Genomic DNA, 24,005 nt, shown 5'->3' on the forward strand with positions numbered 1-24,005 from the left:
TCGCCCCTTCCTTACCGTTGGGTTTCGTCGCGCCACATCTTCCAGATGAAGCCCGAGATGAAGATCATCATGATCGCAAAGAGGACCACTGCGATGGCCGCGCCGTAGCCCATGCGGAAGCCGTATTCGCCCAGCGCCTTTTCGTACATGTAATAAGACAGCACGCGGCTTGACCCGAACGGCCCACCGTTGGTCATGATCGACACAAGGTCGAAGGATCGCAGCGCGCCGATGACGGTGACGATGACCGCGATGAAGGTTGCCGGGCGTAGCTGCGGCAGGACGACATACCATAGCATCTTGAGGCCCTTGGCACCGTCCAGACGCGCGGCCTCGATCTGGTCAGGCGCGACGTTGTTCAGCCCGGTGAGGTAAAGGATCATCACATAGGCAATCTGCGGCCAGAGGCCTGCGGCGATGATGCCGAAGGTAACAAGGTCAGGGTCGGCCAGAACGGCGACGCCCTTGCCGGTGATCGCCTCGGTCAGCAGGTAAAAGAGGCCGAAGTTCGGCGCGTAGAACCACGCGAAGATCAGGCCGACGACGACCTGACTGATCACGAACGGAAAGAAGAACAGCGACTTGTAAAGCCGGATGCCGGTCACGGTCTGGTTCAGGAAGATCGCGATGAACAGGCCGATGGGCAGGGCCAGAAGATACAGCGCAAGCCAGTAAAAGTTGTTTACAAGCGAGGTCTCAAACGCTGGGTCGATCATCAGCTCGGCGTAGTTGCCCATGCCGACGAAGGTGCCTTTGAACTCACCATTCGGGCCGTAAAGCCCATCCCAGTCGTAGAACGACAGTGTGACGCTTTGCACGATCGGCCACAGCACATAGAGGCCGAACATGAACAGTCCGGGCGCAAGGAACAACCAGGGCGCGAGGCTGCGTTGATTCCAGCGGACGGCGGATCGTTGCGCCGCGGATGCTGTGATCGATTCCGTTGCGTTTGCCATCTTGCCCCTCCCCGAAACGAGAAACGGGCGCCCCAAAGCCATGGGGCGCCCGCATGTCACCAGATCACTGCGGGAAGATGCGCAGACGGGTCGCTTCCAGCTGCGCAAGGATCTCTTCCAGCGCGTCGGGCTGGACGAGGAACCGCTGGAACCCCTCCATCCCGGCCTTGGCGTATTCGGCGTCGGCGTCACGGTCCCAGAACTGGGCAATGCCGCCCGTCGAGGTTGACAGCGCCTGGAAACCAGCGGTCAGGAACGGGTCAGCCGCGTCAACGGTGGCGTTCTTGTTTGTCGGCAGCTGGCCGACGGCCGCGTTCCACTTGGACTGCGCTTCCGGGCTGGCCATGTAGGCGAGGAAGGTCTTGGCATCGTCCGGGTTCTTGGCGCCCGAGGTCAGATGGATGGTATCGGTCGGCGCTTCTTCGGCGCGGGCCAGGCCAGCGGTGATTTCCGGGAAGACCATGAAACCAAGGTTGTCATTGGTCATCCCGCCTTCCTTGAAGACGCCGACGGCGAAGTTGCCCATGACGTAGTTGGCAGCCTTGCCCTGCACGAAGATTGCCGCCGCATCCTGCCAGTCGATGGCAGCATGGTTTTCGGTGACGAAAGGTTGCAGCTTGGCAAATTCAGCGAACACCGCGCGGGCTTCGGGCGAGGTCCACGAGATCTTGCCGGCGGCAAGGTCGCTGTGGAACTGGTAGCCGTTGGTGCGCAGCGACAGGTAGTCGAAGATCCCTGCGACCGGCCAAAGCGCCGACGATCCGGTGGTCACGCAGTCGATGCTGGCGGCCTTGAACTTCTCGCAGTTGGCAAGGAAGGTTTCCCAGTTCACGCCTTCCGGACCGGGCACTTCAACGCCAGCGGCAGCGTAGGCGTCGCGGTTGAAGTAGATGCCCCACTGATAATAGGTGTAGGGGATCGCATACTGCTTGCCGTCGATCGTGGACGACGGCACCGAAGCGGACAGCGAGTCCATCAGGCCGTTGTTTGCCCAGACATCCGAGATGTCGGCGAAAAGGCCAGCTTCCACAAACGGACGCATGCGGTTTGCAGCGTACCAGTTGGCCAGATCCGGCGGGTCGGCGGTCAGGAAGTTGCGGATCGCGTTCTTGTAGGCCTCGTGGTCGAAGTTGGTCAGCACCACGTCGATCTCAGGGTTCGCGGCCTCGAAGTCGGCAATCAGAGCTTCGGCAGCCGCCAGCGGAATCGGATCGTAGTCCGCGTTCCAGGTAACGACGCGCTTGTCCTGCGCGAGTGCCGACGTGGACAACAGCAACGCCGCCACAAGGGCGAGCGCGCCCGCTTGTCTATGGACCATGGTTTCCTCCCGTTTGGTTCCATTATTTGAAACTTAGTCTTGAATATTGAAAACTATGTCGGCTATCCTCTAGTCTGTCAACACACACGTTGGGCGGGAGGGACGATGGGCGCCGAGGGACATGCAGACGGAACAGTCGGCAAGGCGCTTGACGTGCTGGACATGGTCGCGCGGCATGGCCGACCGGTCCGCTTCTCGGATCTGTTGACTCAGGCCGACTATCCCAAGGCCACGCTTTACCGGCTTTTGCAGACGCTGACCCATCAGGGGATGCTGACGCTGGACCCCGATCAGGGCACTTATGCGCTGGGCGTGCGGCTGGTCCGACTGGCCCATGCGGCATGGGCGCAATCGTCGCTGGCCCCGATCGCGCGGCCCTATCTTGATGAACTTGCGGCGAAAACCGGAGAGACGATCCATCTGGCGCAGATGGACCAAGGGCAGGTGCTGTACGTCGACAAACGCAACGCCGCCCGCCCGGTGGAGATGTTCGCCCAGGCCGGCAAGGTGGGGCCCGCCTATTGCACGGGCGTGGGCAAGGCGATGCTGGCCTGGGCCACGCCCGAGGCGCTGGATCAGGCGCTGGCGCGGCAGTCCTTCCACCGCCACACCGACCACACCCTGGATACTCCGGACAAGCTTGTGACCGAGCTGAAGGCGATTCGCGCCCGCGGCCATGCCTTCGACCGGGAAGAGCACGAGCGGGGAATCATCTGCTGCGCAGTGCCGATTCTGTCGCGCACCGGGCGGGTGCTGGGGGCCTTGTCGGTCACCTCGACCACGGCACGCACGACGCTGGAGGCCCTTGAGGGGCAATCCGGACTGATCAAGGACATCGCGGCGAAGATCGCCACCGAAGCGGAAAGCTGGCGCTTTCCGGAACAGAACTAGGGGGAGGATACGGACATGACGGGCGTGACGCTGGACAAGGTGACCAAGCGATATGGCGATGTGCAGGTGATCCACGGGGTCGATCTGCGGGTGGAGGATGGCGAGTTCTGCGTGTTCGTCGGCCCCTCGGGCTGCGGCAAGTCCACGCTTTTGCGCATGGTCGCGGGGCTGGAGGAAACGACCGGCGGCAAGATCCAGATCGGCAACCGCGACGTCACCAAAGCCGACCCGAGCGAGCGCGGGGTGGCGATGGTGTTCCAGACCTATGCCTTGTATCCGCACATGACCGTGGCGGAAAACATGGGCTTTGGCCTGAAGATGACCGGCCATCCGAAGGCCGAGATTGACGGGAAGGTCAAGGAAGCCAGCCGCATCCTGAAGCTGGACGACTACCTTTCGCGCAAGCCCAAGGCGCTGTCGGGCGGCCAGCGTCAGCGGGTGGCCATTGGGCGCGCCATCGTGCGCGGGCCCGAGGTGTTCCTGTTCGACGAGCCGCTCTCCAACCTCGACGCCGAGTTGCGGGTGGAAATGCGGGTGGAGATCGCGCGGCTGCACCGCGAGATCGGGGCCACGATGATCTACGTCACCCATGACCAGGTGGAAGCGATGACGCTGGCCGACAAGATCGTCGTCCTGCGCGCGGGGCGGGTGGAGCAGGTGGGCAAGCCGCTCGACCTGTACAACGACCCCGACAACAAGTTCGTGGCAGGCTTCATTGGCAGCCCGGCGATGAACTTTGTCGCGGGCGTGGTCGAAAGCGCGGGGAAGGTGCAAGCCAAGGGGCTTGCTCTGCCCCTGACAACCGCCGCTGCCTTGCCCGGCGCGGGGGCAGAAGTTTCAGTCGGTCTGCGGCCGCAGCATCTGCGGATCGAAACATCCGGCAGCACGCACCGGGTGGAGTTGACCGAAGCCTTGGGCGGGGTGTCCTACGTTCATCTGACCGCACCGTCCGGAGAACGGCTGATCGTCGAACGCCATGACCAGATCAGTCTGGACCCTGGGTCAATGGTCGGCCTTGGCTTTGACGGCAAGGATGCAATGCTGTTCGACAAGGACGGCAAACGCCTGCGCTGAACCTGTTGGTGTCAAATTGAGCGCGTTCCGCGCATTCCTTTTGTCTCGCCTCTGCGCGCAAGCGCGCAACCGGCTCGGTCAGGCGCGCGCCGCGCGGGAGTATTTGGAAAAGAGCAAGCGCATTTGCTCTTTTTGAAATACTCCGGGGAGCGCGAGGGGCTGGCCCCTCGCCTGCCTCCTCCCTGCGCCTCTTGGCGCTGGGAGGAGAGAAAAGGTCTTCGCGCCGCGAGGCGCTCCGCCAGATCGACGTCAGTGACCGGACAGGAACTTTTCCGCGTCAAGCGCGGCCATGCAGCCCATGCCGGCGCTGGTGACGGCCTGACGGTAGACGTGATCGGTCAGGTCGCCAGCGGCAAAGACGCCGGGGATGGCGGTGCGGGTGGTGCCGGGTTCCACCACGACGTAGCCGCCGTTGTGCAGGGGCAGTTGGTCCTTGACCAGTTCGGAGGCTGGGGCATGGCCGATGGCCACGAAGAACCCGGCGCAGGGGATGTCCTGAGTGGCCCCGGTCTGCACGTTGCGCGCGCGGACGGCCGTGACGCCAAGCGGGGTTTCGTCGCCCAGAACCTCGGTCACTTCATGGTTCCACAGGACCTCGATCTTGGGGTTCTTGAACAGGCGGTCCTGCATGATCTTTTCGGCACGCAGGAAATCGCGGCGGTGGATCAGCGTGACCTTGGTGGCGAAGTTGGTCAGGAACAGGGCCTCTTCCACGGCGGTGTTGCCGCCGCCGATGACCACAACCTCTTTGCCGCGATAGAAGAACCCGTCGCAGGTGGCGCAGGCGGACACGCCAAAGCCCTTGAACTTTTCCTCGCTCGGCAGGCCCAGCCATTTCGCCTGCGCGCCGGTCGCAAGGATCACCGCATCCGCCGTGTAGGTCGTGCCGCTGTCGGCGGTGGCGGTGAACGGACGTTTGGACAGGTCCAGCGAGGTGATGTAGTCGCTGATGATCTCGGCCCCCATCGCGGCGGCATGGTCCTGCATGCGCACCATCAGGTCGGGGCCCTGAACGTGGCTGTCGCCGGGCCAGTTTTCCACCTCGGTCGTGATGGTCAACTGGCCGCCGGGCTGCAGGCCCTGAACCAGAATCGGGTTCAGCATGGCGCGGGCGGAATAGACCGCAGCGGTATAGCCCGCCGGGCCGGAGCCGATGATCAGAACCCGTGTGTGCCGCGTCTCAGCCATTCCAGCCCCCATTGCTTCGGCCCCCGATATAGTCTGGAGCCGTCGGGGCGGAAAGCCCCTGCATGGCGGCCATGCAGCGCCATCAAGGCAGGGTGAAATGCCGTTTCTTGCGCGATGTTGAAACATTATTGCGCAAGGCTGCGCCGCAACGTAAGTAAGACAGGCAACGGAGGCAGGTATGGCCGGACATAAACTCGACCCCATCGACCGCCAGATCCTGGCCGAGCTTCAGGCGGATGGGCGCATGACCAACGTGGAACTGGCCAGCCGGGTGGGCATTTCTGCGCCGCCGTGTCTGCGCCGGGTGCGCGGGTTGGAAGAGGCGGGTTTCATCCGTGGATATCATGCCGACATCGACGCGCGCGAGTTGGGGTTCGAAGTGCAGGTCTTCGCCATGGTGCGGCTGAATTCACAGGCCGAGGCGGATCTTTCGGCTTTTGAAGCGCGCTGCCGAGCCTGGCCCCTGGTCCGCGAGTGCCACATGCTGAACGGCGAGATCGACTTTATCCTGAAATGCGTGGCACCTGACCTGTCCAGCTTTCAAAGCTTTCTGACCGAGCAACTGCTCAAGGCCGATCATGTGGCGAATGTGAAGACCAGTCTGGTGATCCGTTGCGCCAAGGACGAACCCGGACTGCCGTTTGACGTTCTGGAAGCGCGGTTGGCGAAGAACGCCTGACGCGGCCTAGCGGGCGGCGTCGGCCAGCGGGCGGGTGGCAGCCTTCAGCCGCATCGCAAAGCCCTTTTGCCCCGGGTTCATCCGGTTGCGCCCGGTCGTGCGGCGCACGGTGGCGCTGACGGTCACGCGGGTGTCGGAGGATTCTGCGACCGCTTCGAGGACGGAGACGATCCAGCGGCGCTTGGTTCTCAACTCGATGATCATTCAGTTCCCCGACGGCAAGACTTCCCTGACAACAGGGATGCAATTGGAATACGGCGGGGGTTGGGAAAAGTTGCGCTGCAAACGGTGCATTTTCATGCCCGATTGCGCCGCATTAAAGCCTTATTGTCGAGATGAGCCGTCCATAGTCCACCTCGCCCGCATGGGTGGTGCGCCGGAAGGAGTAGAACCGCCCGGCGTCGCGGTAGGTGCAATGGCCGGTCCATTCCGCGTGGCCGACGCCCGCCGCGCGCAGGCGGTAAAGGCCATAGCCCGGCAGGTCGAACAGCAATCGATCACCCTTGCCATTGGCAAAAAAGCGCAGGCTTTCAGGGTCTTCGTCGCGGAAACGGTCCAGAAATTCGGGGCCGACCTCATAGGCGGGCTGGCTGATTGACGGGCCGATGACGGCACGGATGTCGCGGCGGCGGGCGCCCAACCCCTCCATCGCGTCAAGGGTGGCTTCAAGCACCCCGTCGACAGCGCCACGCCATCCGGCATGGGCGGCGCCGATGACACCGGCGGTGGGATCGTGAAACAGCACGGGCTGACAGTCGGCCGTCAGGACGGCGATCAGGACGCCCGGCGTTGCGGTCACCAGCGCATCGGCTTCGGGCCGGTGGGTCAGTGGGCCGTCGACGGCGACGGCACGGGCCGAATGGACCTGATGCACCGTGACCATGGCCGTGGGGGCGACGCCCATCGCCTCGGCCACGCGGGTGCGGTTGATCGCCACGATCTCGGCCTGATCTGACGATCCGGTGCCGCAGTTGAGGCCAGCGAAGATGCCAGAGGACGCGCCGCCCTTACGGGTGAAGAACCCGTGGCGGGTGGACAGGGCGTCCGAGGTGATGATCTCCAGCGTCGATGGCATCAGGGGGCAAATCCGGGCGGCAGGGGGGCATTGGCGTGGGTCAGGGCAAGCACCTTGAACAACGAACCCATTTCCTGCGGATGGGTCAAGCGGCGATGCGCGGCATGGTGGCTTTCCAGCTTTTCCCCGGACAGGTTGCGGGCAAGACGTTCGGCCCGTGCCGCAATTCCAAGCCGGTTCAGAACCGCCCCTTGCGTGTCATAGGCATATGCTGGGGCGAGCGCTGCAAGCGGTTCAAAGTCCACATGCGCGGTCAGGTCGGCCTGACCGGGATGGGCAAGCGGGGCGTCAAAGGCATGGGCGCGCAGGGCTTGCAGCGTGTCACCCTGCGACCGCCAGCCGCCATAGTCGATCAGGTAGGCAAGCCCGCCCTGCCTGTCGATCCGCGCGGCGAGCGCCGCGACGGCATGGCGCGCGGGGGCGCAGTCTTCGACCACGGTCCCCATAGGCGCTGTCTGGAAGGCGGGGGTGTCGGGGACTTTTGCCAGAAGGTCGGACAGACCAAAGGCCAGTTGCCCATTCGCCAGACCCACCAGCCGCTCACGCCAGCCATCTTCGCCGCGCTGGAACTGGCGGATTGGCAGGGCGTCGAGGAATTCATTGGCCAGCAGGAACAGGGGGGCATCCGGCAGATCGTCGACCGTGTCGGCCCATTGGACATCGGCACTAAAGGCGGCCAGCGCCTGCCCTTGCACCGCGCGCAACCGGGGCGAGGCTTCGACCAGCACCACACGGGCAGCAGCGTGAAAGCCCGGAACGGCCCGGGTGGCGCGCAGCACATCGGCCATCAGCGTGCCGCGCCCGGGGCCGAGTTCGGCCAGCGTAAAGGGCGCGGGGGCCCCCTGATCCACCCAGGCCTGCGCCAGGGCCAGACCGAAGAGTTCGCCGAACATCTGACTGATCTCGGGTGCGGTGGTGAAGTCACCGGCAGTGCCGAAGGGTTCGCGCGTGGTGTAATAGCCGTGGACGGGATGCAGCAGGCAATCCGTCATGTAGTCGGCCACCGAGATCGGCCCGCCTTCGCGGATACGCTCGATCAGAAGATGGCCAAGTGGGGTCATCGGCGCCTCGGTCAGCGCGCCCTGGCGCGCATGGCAAACCACAGGCCCGCCGCGATCATCGGCAGGGAAAGGACCTGGCCCATGGTCAGCCCATAGCCGCCGATGTGCAGCGCAAGGCCGATAGGGTTGCCTTCGCTGACGAATTGCGCGTCGGGCTGGCGGACGAATTCGACGGCGAAGCGCGCCAGACCGTAGCCCAGCAGGAACACCCCCATGATCGCGCCCGGCCGCTTCAGCCACCCGCGCCGGAAGGCCAGCCAGATCAGGACAATGGCCAGCAAGAGCCCCTCAAGTGCCGCTTGGTACAACTGGCTGGGGTGGCGCGCGCAAAGGCCCACGACGCCCTGGCAGGTTTGTGCGGCCTCGCCCGGGAAGATCACGCCCCAGGGCAGGGTGGTTGGTCGGCCCCAAAGCTCGGCGTTGATGAAATTGGCCAGCCGGCCCAGCATCAGCCCGACCGGCACCGCCAACGCCAGAAGGTCGCCCATGGACAGCATGGGGATCTTTTCACGACGGCAGAACCACAGACCGGCAACGGCCACACCGGCAAAGCCGCCGTGAAACGCCATGCCACCTTCCCAGACGAAGGGGATCTTCCACGGTTCGGCAAGGTAGGTGGCTGGGTCATAGAACAGGACATAGCCAAGCCGCCCGCCAAGGATGATGCCAACCACCGCCCAGGTGGAAAACCGCTCCACCTGCTCGGCCGTCAGGGGCGGGGTGCCCTGCCACAGGTGCGGCGTGCGGATGGCGCGCAGGATGATCCACCAGCCAAAGACGATCCCGGCGATATAGGCCAGCGCATACCAGCGCAGGGCAAGTGTCAGGCCGAAGATCTCGACCTCGAACAGGGTGGGCGACAGGTCGGGGAAGGGGATCATTGCGCACTTTCCGTGAAGCTGGCTGCTTGTCGCGGGGGGGGCGTGCGATGTCAACCGGCGGCGATCGGTCGCCCTTTGACAAGCTTGTGTCTGGGCCTGCGCGGCCCATATAAAGGGCAGACCCGCGAAGGAGAGGCCCATGCAGACCCGCAACAAGTTTCTGGACGACATGAGCCAGCTGATGACCAATGCGATGGGCGTGGCCCAAGGCGCCAAGACCGAGGCCGAGACCGCCTTCAAAAGCATGGTCGACCGCTGGATGGCCGACCGGGATTTCGTGACGCGCGAAGAATTCGATGCCGCCCGCGCCATGGCCCAGAAAGCCCGCGAAGAGAACGCGGCGCTGGAGGCGCGGATCGTGGCGCTGGAAGCGGCGCTGGTGAAGAAGAAGGGTTAAGGGGGCGTCCTGGCCCGCCGCTCGTCGATGACTTCGTCACTCCTCGCTGGGGTGCGTGCTTGCCGACGAGAAGACGAAGTCGCGCGAGGAGGGGTCGTCAGGCCCTGACCAGCCGGAAGGCCGCCGAAGCCCCCCACCCGGCGACCGCAGCCAGCACCAGCGAGATCAGCCCGTAGATCAGCGGCTGTTCCTGCGCGAGGTTGAAGATGAACCGCTCCAACCCCTCTTTCCGGACGCCGATCAGCCGCTGCTGCTGCGCCACCACCCGCTTGTCACGCAGGAGAAACAGCCTGACCTTGTATTCGCCCTCGGTCAGGTTTGCGGGCAGGACCACATCGGCCCGGAACAGGGTTTCCTCGGTCAGTTCCACCTTGCCTTCCAGCATGCGGTAGCGGTCTTCATCGGTCCGCACACGTAGCAATGCCAGAAGGAATTCGCCTGACTGCTCTGCCTCGGCCGTGATGCCGACAGCGCGGATCACCCGTTCAATCGTGATGCCATGCCGCAGGTTTTCGATGTCCGACAGGATATGGTTCAAGGGGCCGGTTGTCGCCACGGCGTAGAAGCTGGGCGCGCTGTCCACCACCACCTCGGCGTTGTTCACCCAGATGCCTGCCACCCGATCTTTCCGGCGCACCGTGACCGGGGTTGACGGCCCTTCCACCGTCACGATCACCTCCAACGGGCCACCCTCGGGGGCCGGGGTGTCACGCTTGACCGCGCCATAGATCAGGATTTCCGATCCGTCAAAATCGGCGGTGATCGACACCCGGCTCTGGCTGAGGCCCGAGACGATGGTCTCTTGCGCCAGCGCGGGCGGGGCGAGGACCAGCACCAGCAGCAGAGCCCTGACAAGGCGATGCGCGCGGATCATGGCAACACCCCGGGTGCGACCGAGTAAAGCTCGCCCGGTTTGACCAGAAGGTCCACGGCGATCCGCACGGAGACTGCCAGCACCAGAAGCGACAGCAGGATGCGCAGCTGTTCCGCCTTGAGCCGTACGCCCACCCGCGTGCCGATCTGCGCGCCGACCACCCCGCCAAGGATCAGGATCAGCGCCAGCATCATGTCGACCGTCTGGCTGGTGACGGCGTGCATGACCGTGGTGAAAGCCGTGACGAAGATGATCTGGAACAGCGAAGTGCCGATCACGACCTTGGTGGGCATCCCCAAGAGGTAGATCATCGCGGGCACCATGATGAACCCGCCGCCGACCCCCATGATCGCCGCCAGAAACCCGACCAGCGCCCCCACGATCAGGGGCGGGATGACGCTGATGTAAAGCCCGCTTGCGCGGAATTTCATCTTGAGCGGCAGGCCATGCACCCAGGAGTGCACATGGCTTCGCCGGATCGGCGCGCCGGGTTTGCGGGTCCGGAGCAGGCTGCGCAGGCTTTCCTGCAGCATCATCGCGCCGATGAGGCCAAGGAAAAGGACGTAGGACAGCTGGACAAACAGGTCGATCTGGCCGGCTTCGGTCATCAGGCGGAACACCCAGACCCCGATGGCTGACCCGGCAATGCCCCCCGCCAGAAGGACACCCCCCATGTGGAAGTCCACGCCCTTGCGCCTGAGTTGGGCCAATACGCCGGAAATCGACGAGGCGACCACCTGATTAGCCCCGGTGGCCACAGCCACGGCAGGGGGAACGCCGATGAAAAACAGAAGGGGTGTGATCAGAAAGCCGCCGCCCACGCCGAACATGCCGGACAGGAACCCCACGACCCCACCCAGCCCCAGAATGAGGAAGGCATTGACCGATATTTCGGCGATGGGGAGGTAAAGCTGCATCTAAGCGGCCCAATCGGCGGCGAAAGCGGTGGGATGATCAAAGGGTTGCGCGCCTTTGACGGTGAAGTCAAACGCCTATGCGCCTTGTCGGAGGGTCCGCAGGAAATCCCTCAGGATGCGTTCCAGTTTTGCCGCACCCAAGGGGGCCATGGCCTTGGTGTGTTCGTGGCTGATCTTTTCGTCGCTCATCCCGGCGGCCATGTTGGTGATGGTCGAGATGGCAGCGACCCGCAGGCCAAGGAAGCGGGCAAGGATCACCTCGGGCACGGTGGACATGCCGACGGCATCCCCGCCGAGGGTCTTGAGCATGCGGATTTCGGCAGGGGTTTCAAAGGACGGGCCGGAGTACCAGCAGTAAACGCCTTCAGGCAGGGCCAGCCCTTCGCGCGCGGCGGCGGCCTTCAGCGCGGACCTGAGCCCGGGGTCATGCGCGTCGGTCATCGGCACGAAGCGGGCGTCGGTCTTTTCGCCGATCAGCGGGTTGAGGCCGCTGTAGTTGATATGGTCTGACAGCAGCATCAGATCCCCCGGCGCAATGTCGGGGCGCAGGGACCCGGCGGCATTGGTCAGGATCAGTTCACTTGCCCCCAAGGCCTTCAGCACCTGCAGTGGCAACAGCATCGCCCTGGGGTTGCCGTTTTCATAGTAATGTTCCCGTGCGCCGAATACGGCGACCCGGACGCCTTCCAGCGTGCCGATATGAAGGTTCGGGTTGTGACCGGAAACGCCCACATGCGGGAAGCCGGGAAGGTCATCGTAAGGGATCGCCACGCCTTCAACCTGATGCGCGATATGGCCAAGGCCCGAGCCGAGGATCAGGCCAAGTCTGACGGGCGCATCCCCGGCGCGGGCGCGGATCGCTTGGGCAAGGCTGGCAGCATCGGTCATCGGGATCGCCTTTGGCTGGTCGAGGAGCGGGGGTTTCACACCCCCGCACCCCCGTGGGATATTTGGGCAAATGTGAAAGGGCTTAGCGTTCCTTCACATAAGGCTCACCGCCGGCGCGGGGCGGGATTGCCTTGCCGATGAAGCCTGCAAGCACGACGACGGTCAGGATATAGGGCAGGGCGTCAAGGAACGGGACCGGCACCTTCATCTGAACAACGGCCTCTACCACATCGGGTCGCAGGGCAAGCGCCTGGAAGAACCCGAACAGGAGGCAAGCCCACAGCGCCGCGACCGGCCGCCATTTGGCGAAGATGAGGGCGGCAAGGGCGATATAGCCGCGCCCCGCCGTCATGTCCTTGCCAAAGCCTGCCTGCAGGGCTGTTGCCATGTAAGCCCCGGCCAACCCGCACAGGACGCCGGTGATTGCCACTGCCGCAAAGCGCAGCCCCACGACCGACACCCCCGCCGTATCCACCGCCGCGGGGTTTTCGCCGACGGCCCGCAGACGCAGACCGAACCGCGTGCGGTTCAGGACCCACCAGGACAGTGGCACCAGCCCCAGTGCCGCATAGACCAGCAGCGAGTGGCCGGAGATCACCTCATAGTACAGCGGGCCAAGAACCGGCACCTCGCGCAGGCTTTCCGCGAAGGGCAGGGTGACCGGGTTGAACCGCGCCTCGCCACTGAGCGGTGGGGTCCTGCCGCCCTGACCGAACAGGCGCTGCGCCACAAGGACGGTCATCCCGGCGGCCAGAAAGTTAAGCGCCACGCCGGAAATCAACTGGTTGCCGCGGAAGGTGATCGACGCAAGACCGTGGATCAGCGCGAAGACGAGCGAGGCACCAATGCCCGCAAGCAGCCCGAGCCAGACGGACCCGGTCAGGAAGGCCACGGCCCCCGAGGCCATGGCGGCAGCCAGCATCTTGCCCTCAAGCCCGATGTCGAAGATGCCGGAGCGTTCGGAGAACAACCCGGCGAGGCAGGCAAGCAGCAAGGGCGTAGCCAGACGCAGGGTCGAGTCGAGGAGTTGCAGCAGCGTTGCATAGTCCATCATGCGGCTCCCAGCTTCTGGCTGCGGAACAGGCCGAAGATGCGGGTCAGCAGCATCCGCACCATCACGTCGAGCGCCCCGGTGAACAGGATCACAAGGCCCTGCACCACGATCCGCATCTCGATCGGGATCGAGGTCCACAGCCCCAGCTCGGCCCCGCCCTGGTAGAGGAAGCCGAACAGCAGCGCCGCCAGAACCACGCCAATCGGATGGTTTCGTCCCATCAGCGCAACCGCGATGCCGATGAAGCCTGCGCCTTCGGAGGAGTTCTGCAGCAACCGTTCGGCTTCGCCCATCACGTTGTTGATGCTCATCATTCCGGCAAGGCCGCCCGACAGCAGCATGGCGACCATGATGATGTAGACCGGGTTGATCCCGGCATAGCGCGCAGCCGGTTCAGACTTGCCGAAAGCGCGGATCTGATAGCCAAGCCTTGTGCGCCACAGGATCGCCCAGACGACAACCGCCATGGCCAGTGCGATGAATAGCGTGACGTTGGCAGGCACCGCCTTCTGGAACACCAGGTTGAAGCCGGGGATGGTGTCCAGCGTCGGCAGCTTGGCGCCTTCGGGGAACCGGGCCGAGGCCGGGTCCATCTGCCCCGCCGGGCGCAGGACGTCGACAAGGAGGTAGACCAGCACAGCAGCGGCGATGTAGTTGAACATGATCGTGGTGATGACGATATGGCTGCCGCGCTTGGCCTGCAGATAGGCCGGGATCGCCGCCCATGCCGCCCCGAAGACCGCAGCACCCAGCGTCGCAGCCGCCAGCGCGAGGGTCCAGTGTGGCCAGGGAAGCGACAGGCAGACCAGCGCCACGCCAAGGCCACCCAACTGCGCTTGCCCCTCGCCGCCGATGTTGAAGAGGCCCGCATGGAAGGCCATGGTCACTGCAAGGCCGGTGAAGATGAAGCTGGTGGTGTAGTACAGCGTGTACCCCCAGCCATAGGCTGACCCAAGCGCGCCATCGACCATGACGTTGAACGCCTCGACCGGGCTTTGTCCGATGGACAGAAGCACGAGGGCCGAGATGATCGCGGCGAGGAGGAGCGAGACAAGCGGAACGAGGGCGACATCCGCCCAACGCGGCAAGCGGTCCATCACGCGGCCTCCCCTTTGCCGGGACTTTGGCCCGTCATCCCGGCCATCATCATCCCCAACTCGCGTTCGTCGGTTTTTTCGGGGTCGCGGAAGCCCATCAACTGGCCGTCGAACATCACGGCGATGCGGTCAGACAGGCTCATGATCTCATCCAGTTCCACGGACACTAGCAGGATCGCCTTGCCTTGGTCGCGCAGGGCGACGATCTGCTTGTGGATGAACTCGATCGCGCCGATGTCCACGCCGCGCGTGGGCTGGCCGATCAGGAGAAGCTCGGGGTTCTGCTCGATCTCGCGGGCGACGACGATCTTCTGCTGGTTGCCGCCGGAAAAGCTTTTGGCGGGAAGCCACGGGTTTGGCGGGCGCACATCGAACTTTTCCATCTTGCGGCGGGTGTCTTCGCGCAGCGCTTCGTTATTCATGAACAACGCGTTCGTCTGGTATTCCGGTTCGTTGAAATAGCCGAAGGCCACGTTTTCCCAGGCCGTGAAATCAAGGATCAGGCCATAGTGATGCCGGTCCTCCGGCACATGGGCGATGCCTGCGTTGCGGCGGCTTTGGCCGTCGGACCCCTTGCCCGACAGCGGCAGGTCCGCATTGTTCAGCGTGATCCGGCCCGTGGCGCGCATCATGCCGCCCAAGGCCGCAAGCAGTTCCGACTGCCCGTTCCCCGCCACCCCGGCAATCCCGAGGATTTCGCCCGCGCGGATGTCGAAGCTGACACCTTTCAGCCGTTCGACCTTGTGTTCATCCCGCACCCGCAAGTCTTCAACCTTCAGGACCACAGCCCCGGGGGTGGCAGGCTTCTTTTCCACCTCCAGCAGGACCTTGCGGCCCACCATCAGCTCGGCCAGCTGTTCGGGCGAGGTTTCCGCCGTCTTGACCGTGGCGACCATCGTGCCGCGCCGCATGACGGACACGTTATCCGTCGCCTCCATGATCTCGCGCAGTTTGTGGGTGATCAGGATGATGGTTTTCCCCTGATCTTTCAAACCTTTGAGGATGCGGAACAGGTGGTCCGCCTCGGCCGGGGTCAAGACACCCGTGGGTTCGTCGAGAATAAGGATATCGGCCTGCCGGTACAGCGCCTTGAGGATTTCGACCCGCTGCTGGTGGCCGACCGACAGGTCCTCGATCAGCGCGTCGGGTTCGACGTCAAGTTCATAGTCGCGCGACAGATCCGCAAGCACCTGACGCGCCTTGGCGAGGCTGGTGTTCAGAAGGGCGCCCTCTTCGGCGCCAAGGATGATGTTTTCCAGCACGGTGAAATTCTGCACCAGCTTGAAATGCTGGAACACCATGCCGATCCCGGCGCGGATCGCGCTTTGGCTGTCGGGGATGGCGGTCAACTGGCCGCCGACAAAAATCTCGCCGGCGTCGGCCTTGTAGAACCCATACAGGATCGACATCAGCGTCGATTTTCCCGCACCGTTTTCGCCGATGATCCCGTGGATCGTGCCGCGCGGCACGGCGATGTTGATGTCCTTGTTCGCCTGTACCGGACCGAAGGCCTTGGAAATGCCCTTCAGTTCAATGGCGAGTGCGCTGTCCGCCATGCAACCCCCCCCTGACACCCCGTTTCGCCGAGGTGACCGCCGCACATGCCCGCGGCCTTTGGTCATTTTGAAAAAGTGCCGCGCCATGGGCTGGCGCGGCACCCGACTTTTCTGGACGAAAGCTTAGAACGTCGCTGCCGGGCAGGTGTTGTCCGACATGTAGTCGTGCACGACCAGCTCACCCGCCTTGATCTTCTCGGCGGCTGCGTCGACGGCGGCCTGCATTTCCGGGGTCACCAGCGAGGCATTGTTTTCATCCATCGCGTATCCGACGCCTTCCGCCTTGAGGTCCAGCACGTTGATGCCGGGGGCAAGATCGGTGCCTTCCATGAAGGCGTTGTAGACGGCCACGTCCACCCGCTTCAGCATCGATGTCAGAACCATGCCCGGGTGCATCCCGTTCTGGTTGCTGTCCACGCCGATCGACAGGATGCCTTCATCGGCCGCCGCCTGCAGGACGCCCACGCCCGTGCCGCCGGCCGCCGCATAGATCACGTCCGCGCCTTGCGCCTTCTGGCCTTTGGCCAGTTCCGCGCCCTTGACCGGGTCGTTCCACGCCGCCGGGGTGGTGCCGGTCATGTTGAGGACGACCTTGGCATCCGGGTTCGCGGCGACAACGCCTTGCGCATAGCCGCAGCCAAAGCGGCGGATCAGCGGGATGTCCATGCCGCCGATGAAGCCGACAGTGCCGGTTTTCGAGGCAAGGCCGGCCATCATGCCGACAAGGTAGCTGCCTTCATGTTCGGTGAAGACCACCGATTTCACGTTTGGCTGTTCCACCACCATGTCGATGATTGCAAACTTGGTATCCGGGAAGTCGGGGGCCACGGTGTTCAGCACGTCGCCGAAGGCAAAGCCGGTCATCACGACTGGGTTGGCACCGGATTCGGCCAGACGCCGCAGGGCCTGCTCACGCTGGGCCTCGGACTGCATCTCCAGTTCCTTGTAGGTGCCGCCGGTTTCCTTGGCCCATTTCTCGGCGCCGTTGAAGGCGGCCTCGTTGAACGACTTGTCGAACTTGCCACCCAGATCGAAGATGATCGCAGGTTCCGCCAGCGCTGCGCCAGCAGTGAGGGCCATGGCAGTGGCGCCCATCAGGGATTTCATGAAGGTCATCGGATGCTCCCGGTCGGTTGTTGTTTTGCTTCATGCCAGCTTGCGCAGACAGAGGCCCCGGAAGGGGCCAGAGTCGGCACTGGCACTCGCTTAGAAGTTGGGCGTAGTCGCTTGGGGTGGTCAAGGGATATTCGCGGGGCAGGTGCCGGAATTTTGACCGTCCGGTCAGGTTGAGCCTGTGCCTGCCCCATCCGTCAGCACCCGCCGCAGGACCAGTGCATCGACCGCCTGCCCCTGTGGCGTGCGGTAATAGCCGCGCCGCCGCCCGGATTCCGCGAAACCGGCGCGGGAATAAACCGCTCTTGCCGGTCCGTTATCCTCGGCCACTTCCAGAAAGGCCACCTCGGCCCCCCTCAGCCGCGCCTGATAAAGAAAGCGTGAGACAAGGCGTTGCCCAAGCCCCCGGCCCCGCGCCTCGGGGGCGACGGCCACGGTCAAAAGCTCCGCCTCGCCCGCGACGGCCCGGCCAAGCAGGAACCCGGCATCCCCTTCGACCAGCAGGAAGGTCAAAGGATCGGCAAGCCAGCCGGCGAATTCTTCCGCACTCCACGGTCGGGGCGTCGTGAAGGCGCGGGCGTGCAAGGTTGAGAGGGCGTCAGGCGTCACAGCCAACTCCCGCTTTCTCTTCCACAAATATCCCGGGGGAGGCGCCCGGAACGGGCGACGGGGGCAGCGCCCCCACTTGCGCATCAGGCATCCAGGATCACCGGTGGCGGATCGGACGGGGGGGCTGCATCCGCCCCGCGCAAATAGAACGGCGCCGGGCGCGGCTGCGGGGTCAGGGCCCGCTCGGCGCCGATTCGGGCAATCGCTTCGGCCAATGGCTGCGCGGGGCCAAGGGCTTGCGGGCCTGCCGCCGATCCGGTCGCCGGGCCTGTCAGCGCCAGAGTTTCCAACGCGACCAGCCCGGCCGGACCTGCGCCATCGGCATTGAACGCCTGCACATAGACCTCACCGCGCCGGGCGTCTTCGACGACTGTCAGGGGGCGCGGCAGGCCATGTGCCAACGCCTCCAGCCGGGTGACCCCGATCGCCGGGATGCCCAGTCCCAAGGCCAGACCCCGGGCGGCGGCAACCGCGATCCGAACGCCGGTAAAGTTGCCCGGCCCGGTGCCCACCGCCAGCGCTTTCAGGTCCGGCCAGCCAATGCCACCTTCCGCAAGCAGTTCCTCCAGAAGTGGCACAAGACGTTCGGCTTGGCCCTTCTCCATCGGTTCATGCCGCAGGATCACCCGGTCTGCGAACAGCAAAGCGGCCGCGAAATGCGCGGCCGAAGTGTCAAAGGCCAGAAGGGGAAGCTTTTCGTGCGATGTCATCTTCTCGTCGTCTGCCGCCGCGCGAAGAGCGACCCGAAGGGAGCGATGAGCCGCCACGAAAGGTCAGGCCGCGACCGGGCGCACTTCCAGCACTTCGGGGATGTAGTGCCGCAGCAGGTTCTCGATCCCCATCTTCAACGTCAGGGTGCTGGACGGGCAGCCCGCGCAGGCGCCCTGCATGTGCAGATAGACCACGCCGCGGTCAAAGCCGTGAAAGGTGATGTCGCCACCATCCTGCGCAACGGCGGGGCGGACGCGGGTGTCCAGCAATTCCTTGATCTGGCGCACGATGTCGCCATCTTCGCCAGTATGTTCGGCGTGGCCGCCACCTGTGGCACCCTCACCTTCCATCACGGCGGCGCCGGACTGGTAATGCTCCATGATCGCGCCAAGGATCGCGGGCTTGATGTGCTGCCAGTCCGTGGCTTCCGCCTTGGTCACGGTCACGAAATCCGTGCCAAAGAACACGCCGGTCACCCCACCAACCGCAAAGATGCGCCGGGCCAGTGGCGATTTCTCTGCCGCATCGGCGCTGGGGAAATCGGCTGTGCCAAGTTCCAGCACTGTCTGGCCGGGCAGGAATTTGAGCGTTGCGGGGTTCGGCGTGGATTCGGTCTGGATGAACATCTTTTGGTCTCCGACAGTTCTACTCGGATATGCGCCTTGCATACCCGCCTGTCAAGTTTGGAACCGTTCTAAATCTTCGCAGGCCTGTCCGGGGCGTGCACTGCAGCCCCCTAAAGGACCACCACCCAGAGCGCATAAAGCCCGGTTGCGACCAGCGCGCACATCACCGCGAAAGACCCCAGGTCCTTTGTGTTCTTCGCAAACTCCGACCAGCCGGGCGAGGCGTTGTCGACCAGTTCCTCGATGGCCGTGTTCAGGGCTTCGACGGCCAGAACGATCAGCGACAGGATCAGCAGGCCCAGAAACTCCGCCATGGTCGCGCCGGTGACGGCGAAGATCACGACCAGAGCGCCAAGGGCCAGCACCTCTTGCCGAAAGGCGGATTCGCGCCACAGCCGCCGCGCGCCGCCGATGGAATAACCCGCTGCGGCCACGAAATGCGCCAGACCGGTCTTGCGCGGCGGCCTTGTCCCCGACATCGCTCAGGTTGCCTTTGCCCGACAGGTGGCCGCAATGTCCAGTTCCGCGTCCTTGGCCGTAGTCACGACGTCCAAAAGCCCAAGGACGGTCGAGAACATGTGGTCGTGCGATACCGGCTTGGTCACCTGCGTCTCCATGCAGTCAATGTCATGGCCCATGCTGTCACGGAACCGCTGCGACATCCAGATCACCATCGGCACATGCGTCTGCGTGTCCGGTGCCATGAAATACGGCGTGCCATGCAGGTAGATGCCGCTTTCACCAAGGCTTTCGCCATGGTCAGAGACATAATACATGGCGGGATAGACCCGATCTTCCGCCTCCAGCAGATCAATGACCTGAGCAAGGAAATGGTCGGTGTAGGCAATCGTGTTGTCATAGGCATTCACGATCTCTTCGGTCGAACACAGCGACAGTTCCGGCGTCTGGCAGGCAGGGGCAAAGCGTTCCTGGTCCGCCGGATAGCGCAGCCAGTAGCTGGGCCCATGGCTGCCGATCTGATGGAGGACGATCACAGTGTTCTTGGTGATCGTGGCAGCCTTCTCTTCCAGGTGTTTCAGGAACACGCCGTCAATGCATTCCGGCTGGCAGAATTCGGCCCCGTCCTTTTCGGTCATCATCCGTGATGGCACCCGGGCGGCGACGGCCTTGTCACCGGTGTTGTTGTCCCACCACTCCACGTCGAACCCGGCGCGGACCAGCACATCCAGCACGTTCTCGGTCCCAAGGCCCCCCTCGTAGGAATAGTCACTGCGGGTCAGGGGGGAAAACATGCAGGGCAATGACGTCGCCGTGGCCGTGCCGCAGCTGCTGACGTCGGTGAAGTAAAGGATGTCGCGTTTGGCCAGTTCGGGGTTCGTCTCGCGTTCGTAACCACCCAGCGACCAGTTGGCCGCCCGCCCGGTTTCCCCGGCCACGATGACCATCAGCACCGGCTTGTCCGCCGCTGCCAGATAATCGCCCGGCCGCGCGTCGGTCCCGGTTGCCTGCAAGGTGATGTTGGTCGACTTCAGCATCATCTTGGCATAGCGCAGCGCCCCGCTGATCGGCGCCAGCGGCTGAACCGACCCCATCAGTTCCTTGTCGGCGCGCAGCACCGTCGAATAGGTCTTGAGGTTGGTGAACAACAGCCCCACGACCAGCACTGCCGATCCTGCGGTGACCAGGGCCCAGACCCCCAGTGCAGGCCACACCGTCCGCCTGCGGACCCGCACCAAAAGCACCAGCGCCGCGGGGATGACCCCGTAAAGCCCGACATGGATCAGGAATTGCGGCGTGATCAGATGCTTGGATTCGGCCACCGTCGTCGTCACGGCGTTCTGGATCATCTCGCGGTCGATCACCACGCCAAGCCGGTCCATGTAGAACGAGGTCACGGCCGAAATCAGGATCAGCGCCACCAGCACCGGCTTTTGCGCCCGCCTGACCGCCAGAAGCGAGATGACCAGCAACATCAGCGCCGTGACTGCCCCGGCAAAGATCAAGGCGGCGACGGGCTGATCCTGAAAGATGCGGAACAGATGGCCCCAGAACGTGGCATTGCACAGCGCCATCAGATAGGCGGCGACCGCGACGTTCAGCGCAAAAGGGGAAAAGACCGGGCGATTGCCCGAGACGGAAGATGGTGTGGATGACATGGGGGGTTCCTTGGGATTGGACCCGACCTAGTCCCCACCCTATACTATCGCAATATTCAGGCGCTTACCTGCGTAAGCCTGCGCTTACGGGGCGGCATTTTCTGCACCATACCGTCCCTTTGCGCTACCAATGCTGCCCTTGGGCAGCAGCTTTCAGCTCAAGTGATCGCTTCCAGCCGTTCCTTGGACATGTCGCCCGGCACGATGGTGATCGGGATCGGCAAGTTGCCCGAGGCGCGGCTCATCGCGGTTACCAGCGGGCCGGGGCCGGACTTGTCGGTCCCGGCACCAAGCACAAGGATGCCGATCGACGGGTCATCGTTCACCTGAGCCAGAATCTCGACGACCGGGTCGCCCTCGCGGATGACGAGTTCCGGGTTGACGCCCTGCTTGTCGCGCATCCACTTGGCGAAAACCTCGAAATGCGCCTCGATCCGTTCCCGCGCCTCGGCGCGCATCAGGTCGGCGACGCCCATCCAGGTCTGAAACTCTTCCGGCGGGACGATCGACAGGATCGTGACCCCACCCCCGGTGTGCGCAGCCCTGAGCGCGGCAAAGCGCATCGCGTTCAGGCATTCGCGGCTGTCGTCCAGCACGACCAGAAACTTCCGCATGGTATCCCCCGATTTGGCGCGGCGATCATGGCCCCGGGCATGGGCGGAAGGCAAGCCTTACCCGCGCTCCGCCAGCGCCAGAACCTTGGGATAGCGCCGCCAGAGGGTGAAGGTCCGCGTCGCATTCAGGATCATCAATGCGGCCCAGAGGCCGTGGTTGGCCAGCGTCGGCACCAAAACCAGCAGCGCCAGAACATAGACGACAACCGAAATCAGCATGGCGCGCACCATCTGTCCGGTCAGAAGCGCGCCGATGAAGATGCCGTCATAGATCCAGGCCGCCGCGCCGATCAGGGGCGCTGCCACCAGCCAAGGCAGATAGCGCCGCGCTTCCTCGCGCACCTCGGGCGATGTGGTCATCACGTCGATCAGCGCCGGGCCGGTCAGCAGGATGACCAGCGACATCAGGGCGGCCCCGCCCAAGCCCCAGATCATGCAGATGCGTGCCGCTTGCCGCGTTTCGGCCACGGCTCGTGCCCCGATGGCTTGGCCGACCAGCGCCTCGGCGGCGAAGGCGAAACCGTCAAGGGCGTAGGCGGTGATCTCAAGGAACTGCATCACGACCTGGTTGGCGGCCAGGGTCACGTCGCCAAAACGCGCTCCCAGAAAGACAAAGCTGGTGAAGGACAATTGCAGGATTATCGTGCGCAGCATGATGTCGCGGCTGGCGGTGAACAGCCGGCCCAGCGCCACCCGGTCGCGCACCCGCGCAAGTCCAGCGCGGAAGCCCGTGCCAAAGGCATCGCGTGCCAGCCACAGGGCAAGCAGCAGGCCCGACCATTCGGCGATCAGCGTGGCCACGGCCACCCCCGGCACGCCCCAGCCAAGGCCGATGACGAACCACAGGTCCAGCCCGATGTTCGCCCCGTTCTGCCACAGTTGCAGAACCAGCACCCCCCGCGTCCGCCCCAGCCCGATCAGCCAACCGGTCAATGCGTAAAGCCCGATGGTGGCGGGCGCGCCCCAGATGCGGATCGTCAGGTACTCTGCGGCCAGCCCCTCTACCTGCGGGCTGGCCGGGGCCAGCCGGAACGCCCCCGCGATCAGGACTGTCTGCGCGGCGACCAGCAGCAACCCTGCGGCAAGGCCGACCATCAGCGCACGGATCAGGACGGCTGAGCGTTCGGCCTTGTCCCCCGCCCCTTCGGCCTGCGCGGCAAGGCCCGAGGTGGACATGCGCAGGAAACCAAAGGCCCAGTAAAGCGTGGCCAGGATCACCGCGCCGATCCCCACAGCCCCCAGCGCCGCCGGGTCGCCCAATTGCCCGATGACGGCCGTATCGACCGCGCCCAGCAAGGGCACGGTGGCATTGGCCAGCACGATGGGTCCCGCGATCCTGAAGACGCGGCCGTGGGTGATCTCTGTCATCCGGGGGTGCCGTTGGTCGGCATCAGGAAATGCCCGGTCGCCTGTGCAAACAGCCGGCTGCGGTTATCCTGCCACGCCTCGACATGGACAGAGGCATAGCGCCGCCCGGACCGGTTCACCCGGGCGCGGGCATAGGCGTCGCGGGGAAGGCCGGCACGCAGATAGTCCACGGTAAAGTCGATCGTCTTCGGCAGGCGCAGCGGGCCGGATGGCAAAGCGCCTTCGGTCTCGACCCCTTCCCAAAGCGACGACCATGCCAGCTCGATGATCGCGGCCACCTCAAGGAACGCCGCTGTCGCCCCGCCGTGCAGGGCTGGCAGCATCGGGTTTCCGATCAGCTGGTCGTGATAGGGCAGGATGGCCGTAAGCTCATCGCCCCTGCGGTCAAACTGGATGCCAAGAAACCCGATATAGGGCACCCCATCCACCAGCGACCGCAACAGCCCCTCACGCCGCTGCTTTATGATGTGAACGGGTTCGGGCCGCTTCATTTCGCGCGTCCTTCGACCGTGAAGGCCCCCGTTGCCGTGGCCACCGGGCGGGCTTCGTCGTCGTCCGTCGCCACGGCGCGGATGAAGGCCACACTGCGGGTGACGTGGTGACACTCGGCCCGCGCGCGGATCGTCTGGCCGGGGGTTGCCGGGCGCATGTAGTCGATCCGCAGGTCCAGCGTTGCCGTGGAAACGCCCGCCTCCGGGTGGCTCATCACCGCGGCCCCTGCGGCCGTATCCATCAGGGCGCTGACCGCGCCGCCATGAATCACGCCGGTCGTCGGATCGCCGATGAACCGGGTGTCATAGGGCATCGAGATCACGGCGACGCCTTCGCTGATGTCTTCCAGATGCATCCCCAGCGCCTGACTGTGTGGCAGGGCGGCAATGAACTGACGGGCGATTTTCAGGGTGTCGGGCATCTTGTCTCCTGGATTGGCGGCATCAAAC

General features: G+C 64.4%; 27 protein-coding genes. 4 read left to right on the top strand and 23 right to left on the bottom strand.

The genetic code is table 11. The features are described from left to right. Nucleotides 1-11: 11 nt before the first annotated feature. Nucleotides 12-956, bottom strand: a complete 945-nt coding sequence (locus EI545_RS13725; protein WP_125325997.1) for a carbohydrate ABC transporter permease — start codon at nt 954-956, stop codon at nt 12-14. A gap of 64 nt (nt 957-1,020) precedes the next feature. Continuing rightward, nucleotides 1,021-2,274: an ABC transporter substrate-binding protein gene (locus EI545_RS13730; protein ID WP_125325998.1), complete on the bottom strand. Its 1,254-nt coding sequence runs from the start codon at nt 2,272-2,274 to the stop codon at nt 1,021-1,023. Between the two features lie 105 nt (nt 2,275-2,379). Here EI545_RS13730 and EI545_RS13735 point away from each other — a divergent pair, with 105 nt between their 5' ends. Together EI545_RS13735 and EI545_RS13740 are read left to right on the top strand one after the other, a co-directional pair. Then, nucleotides 2,380-3,165 (top strand): IclR family transcriptional regulator, encoded by a 786-nt coding sequence (locus tag EI545_RS13735; protein ID WP_125325999.1) that lies wholly within the window; start codon nt 2,380-2,382, stop codon nt 3,163-3,165. A gap of 15 nt (nt 3,166-3,180) precedes the next feature. Further along, nucleotides 3,181-4,239 (top strand): ABC transporter ATP-binding protein, encoded by a 1,059-nt coding sequence (locus tag EI545_RS13740; protein WP_125326000.1) that lies wholly within the window; start codon nt 3,181-3,183, stop codon nt 4,237-4,239. Between the two features lie 249 nt (nt 4,240-4,488). Here EI545_RS13740 and trxB read toward each other — a convergent pair whose 3' ends face one another. Continuing rightward, on the bottom strand, nt 4,489-5,427 hold the full coding sequence (gene trxB / locus EI545_RS13745; RefSeq protein WP_125326001.1) for a thioredoxin-disulfide reductase: 939 nt from the start codon (nt 5,425-5,427) through the stop codon (nt 4,489-4,491). A 178-nt stretch (nt 5,428-5,605) separates the two neighbouring features. Here trxB and EI545_RS13750 point away from each other — a divergent pair, with 178 nt between their 5' ends. Next, nucleotides 5,606-6,106: an Lrp/AsnC family transcriptional regulator gene (locus EI545_RS13750; RefSeq protein ID WP_125326002.1), complete on the top strand. Its 501-nt coding sequence runs from the start codon at nt 5,606-5,608 to the stop codon at nt 6,104-6,106. Between the two features lie 6 nt (nt 6,107-6,112). On the opposite strand, the gene EI545_RS13755 is transcribed toward EI545_RS13750, so the two are convergent. The 4 genes from EI545_RS13755 to lgt all read right to left on the bottom strand — a co-directional run bounded on the left by EI545_RS13755 (nt 6,113) and on the right by lgt (nt 9,123). Continuing rightward, nucleotides 6,113-6,310: a hypothetical protein gene (locus tag EI545_RS13755; RefSeq protein WP_125326003.1), complete on the bottom strand. Its 198-nt coding sequence runs from the start codon at nt 6,308-6,310 to the stop codon at nt 6,113-6,115. Between the two features lie 112 nt (nt 6,311-6,422). Next, on the bottom strand, nt 6,423-7,181 hold the full coding sequence (gene pgeF / locus EI545_RS13760) for a peptidoglycan editing factor PgeF (RefSeq protein WP_125326004.1): 759 nt from the start codon (nt 7,179-7,181) through the stop codon (nt 6,423-6,425). After that, entirely contained in the window at nt 7,181-8,242 is a 1,062-nt protein-coding gene (locus EI545_RS13765) for a class I SAM-dependent methyltransferase (protein ID WP_125326005.1), read from the bottom strand. The genes pgeF and EI545_RS13765 overlap by 1 nt, the downstream gene beginning before the upstream one ends. An 11-nt stretch (nt 8,243-8,253) precedes the next feature. Further along, nucleotides 8,254-9,123, bottom strand: a complete 870-nt coding sequence (gene lgt, locus EI545_RS13770) for a prolipoprotein diacylglyceryl transferase (RefSeq protein ID WP_125326006.1) — start codon at nt 9,121-9,123, stop codon at nt 8,254-8,256. 139 nt (nt 9,124-9,262) lie between these two features. Between lgt and EI545_RS13775 the strand changes: the two genes are divergently transcribed. Then, entirely contained in the window at nt 9,263-9,520 is a 258-nt protein-coding gene (locus EI545_RS13775) for an accessory factor UbiK family protein (RefSeq protein ID WP_125326007.1), read from the top strand. Between the two features lie 97 nt (nt 9,521-9,617). On the opposite strand, the gene EI545_RS13780 is transcribed toward EI545_RS13775, so the two are convergent. The 16 genes from EI545_RS13780 to EI545_RS13855 all read right to left on the bottom strand — a co-directional run bounded on the left by EI545_RS13780 (nt 9,618) and on the right by EI545_RS13855 (nt 23,977). Then, a complete protein-coding gene (locus EI545_RS13780; protein ID WP_125326008.1) occupies nt 9,618-10,394 on the bottom strand; it encodes a TIGR02186 family protein in 777 nt (258 codons plus the stop codon). Continuing rightward, complete coding sequence (locus tag EI545_RS13785) at nt 10,391-11,311, bottom strand: sulfite exporter TauE/SafE family protein (protein WP_125326009.1); 921 nt, start codon at nt 11,309-11,311, stop codon at nt 10,391-10,393. The genes EI545_RS13780 and EI545_RS13785 overlap by 4 nt, the downstream gene beginning before the upstream one ends. A gap of 75 nt (nt 11,312-11,386) precedes the next feature. Continuing rightward, nucleotides 11,387-12,199 (bottom strand): purine-nucleoside phosphorylase, encoded by an 813-nt coding sequence (locus EI545_RS13790; protein WP_125327507.1) that lies wholly within the window; start codon nt 12,197-12,199, stop codon nt 11,387-11,389. Between the two features lie 82 nt (nt 12,200-12,281). Then, the gene (locus EI545_RS13795; RefSeq protein WP_125327509.1) at nt 12,282-13,250 is read right to left on the bottom strand and encodes an ABC transporter permease; all 969 of its coding nucleotides are present in this window, start codon (nt 13,248-13,250) and stop codon (nt 12,282-12,284) included. Further along, nucleotides 13,250-14,350: an ABC transporter permease gene (locus tag EI545_RS13800; protein WP_125327511.1), complete on the bottom strand. Its 1,101-nt coding sequence runs from the start codon at nt 14,348-14,350 to the stop codon at nt 13,250-13,252. Before EI545_RS13800 ends, EI545_RS13795 begins: the two co-directional genes overlap by 1 nt. Continuing rightward, complete coding sequence (locus EI545_RS13805) at nt 14,350-15,906, bottom strand: ABC transporter ATP-binding protein (protein WP_125326010.1); 1,557 nt, start codon at nt 15,904-15,906, stop codon at nt 14,350-14,352. Before EI545_RS13805 ends, EI545_RS13800 begins: the two co-directional genes overlap by 1 nt. A gap of 123 nt (nt 15,907-16,029) precedes the next feature. Continuing rightward, nucleotides 16,030-17,022: a BMP family lipoprotein gene (locus tag EI545_RS13810; protein WP_125326011.1), complete on the bottom strand. Its 993-nt coding sequence runs from the start codon at nt 17,020-17,022 to the stop codon at nt 16,030-16,032. Between the two features lie 165 nt (nt 17,023-17,187). Beyond that, complete coding sequence (locus EI545_RS13815; protein WP_245990035.1) at nt 17,188-17,628, bottom strand: GNAT family N-acetyltransferase; 441 nt, start codon at nt 17,626-17,628, stop codon at nt 17,188-17,190. 83 nt (nt 17,629-17,711) lie between these two features. Continuing rightward, nucleotides 17,712-18,338, bottom strand: a complete 627-nt coding sequence (gene tsaB, locus EI545_RS13820) for a tRNA (adenosine(37)-N6)-threonylcarbamoyltransferase complex dimerization subunit type 1 TsaB (protein ID WP_125326013.1) — start codon at nt 18,336-18,338, stop codon at nt 17,712-17,714. Nucleotides 18,339-18,401: 63 nt separating this feature from the next. Further along, complete coding sequence (locus EI545_RS13825) at nt 18,402-18,965, bottom strand: NifU family protein (protein ID WP_125326014.1); 564 nt, start codon at nt 18,963-18,965, stop codon at nt 18,402-18,404. 110 nt (nt 18,966-19,075) lie between these two features. Continuing rightward, nucleotides 19,076-19,444 carry a diacylglycerol kinase gene (locus EI545_RS13830; RefSeq protein ID WP_125326015.1) on the bottom strand — a complete coding sequence of 123 codons (369 nt, stop codon included), beginning with the start codon at nt 19,442-19,444 and terminating at the stop codon, nt 19,076-19,078. 3 nt (nt 19,445-19,447) lie between these two features. Then, a complete protein-coding gene (locus EI545_RS13835) occupies nt 19,448-21,082 on the bottom strand; it encodes a phosphoethanolamine transferase (RefSeq protein ID WP_125326016.1) in 1,635 nt (544 codons plus the stop codon). Between the two features lie 158 nt (nt 21,083-21,240). Continuing rightward, nucleotides 21,241-21,696: a universal stress protein gene (locus tag EI545_RS13840; RefSeq protein WP_125326017.1), complete on the bottom strand. Its 456-nt coding sequence runs from the start codon at nt 21,694-21,696 to the stop codon at nt 21,241-21,243. Nucleotides 21,697-21,753: 57 nt separating this feature from the next. Continuing rightward, entirely contained in the window at nt 21,754-23,064 is a 1,311-nt protein-coding gene (locus tag EI545_RS13845) for an MATE family efflux transporter (RefSeq protein ID WP_125326018.1), read from the bottom strand. Further along, nucleotides 23,061-23,555 (bottom strand): PaaI family thioesterase, encoded by a 495-nt coding sequence (locus EI545_RS13850; protein WP_125326019.1) that lies wholly within the window; start codon nt 23,553-23,555, stop codon nt 23,061-23,063. The genes EI545_RS13845 and EI545_RS13850 overlap by 4 nt, the downstream gene beginning before the upstream one ends. Next, on the bottom strand, nt 23,552-23,977 hold the full coding sequence (locus EI545_RS13855; protein WP_125326020.1) for a PaaI family thioesterase: 426 nt from the start codon (nt 23,975-23,977) through the stop codon (nt 23,552-23,554). Before EI545_RS13855 ends, EI545_RS13850 begins: the two co-directional genes overlap by 4 nt. Between the last annotated feature and the right edge of the window lie 28 nt (nt 23,978-24,005).

This window comes from Tabrizicola piscis, assembly GCF_003940805.1.
In the GTDB taxonomy this organism is placed as follows: Bacteria; Pseudomonadota; Alphaproteobacteria; order Rhodobacterales; family Rhodobacteraceae; genus Tabrizicola; species Tabrizicola piscis.

Excerpts from the sequence above, each read along its gene's own strand:
- EI545_RS13795 (WP_125327509.1), bottom strand. The coding sequence starts at position 13,250 with ATGGACTATGCAACGCTGCTGCAACTCCTCGACTCGACCCTGCGTCTG.
- EI545_RS13850 (WP_125326019.1), bottom strand. The coding sequence starts at position 23,555 with ATGAAGCGGCCCGAACCCGTTCACATCATAAAGCAGCGGCGTGAGGGG.
- EI545_RS13855 (WP_125326020.1), bottom strand. The coding sequence starts at position 23,977 with ATGCCCGACACCCTGAAAATCGCCCGTCAGTTCATTGCCGCCCTGCCA.
- EI545_RS13790 (WP_125327507.1), bottom strand. The coding sequence starts at position 12,199 with ATGACCGATGCTGCCAGCCTTGCCCAAGCGATCCGCGCCCGCGCCGGG.
- tsaB (WP_125326013.1), bottom strand. The coding sequence starts at position 18,338 with ATGACATCGCACGAAAAGCTTCCCCTTCTGGCCTTTGACACTTCGGCC.
- EI545_RS13840 (WP_125326017.1), bottom strand. The coding sequence starts at position 21,696 with ATGCGGAAGTTTCTGGTCGTGCTGGACGACAGCCGCGAATGCCTGAAC.
- EI545_RS13805 (WP_125326010.1), bottom strand. The coding sequence starts at position 15,906 with ATGGCGGACAGCGCACTCGCCATTGAACTGAAGGGCATTTCCAAGGCC.
- EI545_RS13830 (WP_125326015.1), bottom strand. The coding sequence starts at position 19,444 with ATGTCGGGGACAAGGCCGCCGCGCAAGACCGGTCTGGCGCATTTCGTG.
- EI545_RS13825 (WP_125326014.1), bottom strand. The coding sequence starts at position 18,965 with ATGTTCATCCAGACCGAATCCACGCCGAACCCCGCAACGCTCAAATTC.
- EI545_RS13845 (WP_125326018.1), bottom strand. The coding sequence starts at position 23,064 with ATGACAGAGATCACCCACGGCCGCGTCTTCAGGATCGCGGGACCCATC.
- EI545_RS13780 (WP_125326008.1), bottom strand. The coding sequence starts at position 10,394 with ATGATCCGCGCGCATCGCCTTGTCAGGGCTCTGCTGCTGGTGCTGGTC.
- EI545_RS13800 (WP_125327511.1), bottom strand. The coding sequence starts at position 14,350 with ATGGACCGCTTGCCGCGTTGGGCGGATGTCGCCCTCGTTCCGCTTGTC.
- EI545_RS13725 (WP_125325997.1), bottom strand. The coding sequence starts at position 956 with ATGGCAAACGCAACGGAATCGATCACAGCATCCGCGGCGCAACGATCC.
- pgeF (WP_125326004.1), bottom strand. The coding sequence starts at position 7,181 with ATGCCATCGACGCTGGAGATCATCACCTCGGACGCCCTGTCCACCCGC.
- EI545_RS13730 (WP_125325998.1), bottom strand. The coding sequence starts at position 2,274 with ATGGTCCATAGACAAGCGGGCGCGCTCGCCCTTGTGGCGGCGTTGCTG.
- EI545_RS13740 (WP_125326000.1), top strand. The coding sequence starts at position 3,181 with ATGACGGGCGTGACGCTGGACAAGGTGACCAAGCGATATGGCGATGTG.
- EI545_RS13750 (WP_125326002.1), top strand. The coding sequence starts at position 5,606 with ATGGCCGGACATAAACTCGACCCCATCGACCGCCAGATCCTGGCCGAG.
- EI545_RS13755 (WP_125326003.1), bottom strand. The coding sequence starts at position 6,310 with ATGATCATCGAGTTGAGAACCAAGCGCCGCTGGATCGTCTCCGTCCTC.
- EI545_RS13775 (WP_125326007.1), top strand. The coding sequence starts at position 9,263 with ATGCAGACCCGCAACAAGTTTCTGGACGACATGAGCCAGCTGATGACC.
- lgt (WP_125326006.1), bottom strand. The coding sequence starts at position 9,123 with ATGATCCCCTTCCCCGACCTGTCGCCCACCCTGTTCGAGGTCGAGATC.
- trxB (WP_125326001.1), bottom strand. The coding sequence starts at position 5,427 with ATGGCTGAGACGCGGCACACACGGGTTCTGATCATCGGCTCCGGCCCG.
- EI545_RS13765 (WP_125326005.1), bottom strand. The coding sequence starts at position 8,242 with ATGACCCCACTTGGCCATCTTCTGATCGAGCGTATCCGCGAAGGCGGG.
- EI545_RS13835 (WP_125326016.1), bottom strand. The coding sequence starts at position 21,082 with ATGTCATCCACACCATCTTCCGTCTCGGGCAATCGCCCGGTCTTTTCC.
- EI545_RS13735 (WP_125325999.1), top strand. The coding sequence starts at position 2,380 with ATGGGCGCCGAGGGACATGCAGACGGAACAGTCGGCAAGGCGCTTGAC.
- EI545_RS13785 (WP_125326009.1), bottom strand. The coding sequence starts at position 11,311 with ATGCAGCTTTACCTCCCCATCGCCGAAATATCGGTCAATGCCTTCCTC.
- EI545_RS13810 (WP_125326011.1), bottom strand. The coding sequence starts at position 17,022 with ATGACCTTCATGAAATCCCTGATGGGCGCCACTGCCATGGCCCTCACT.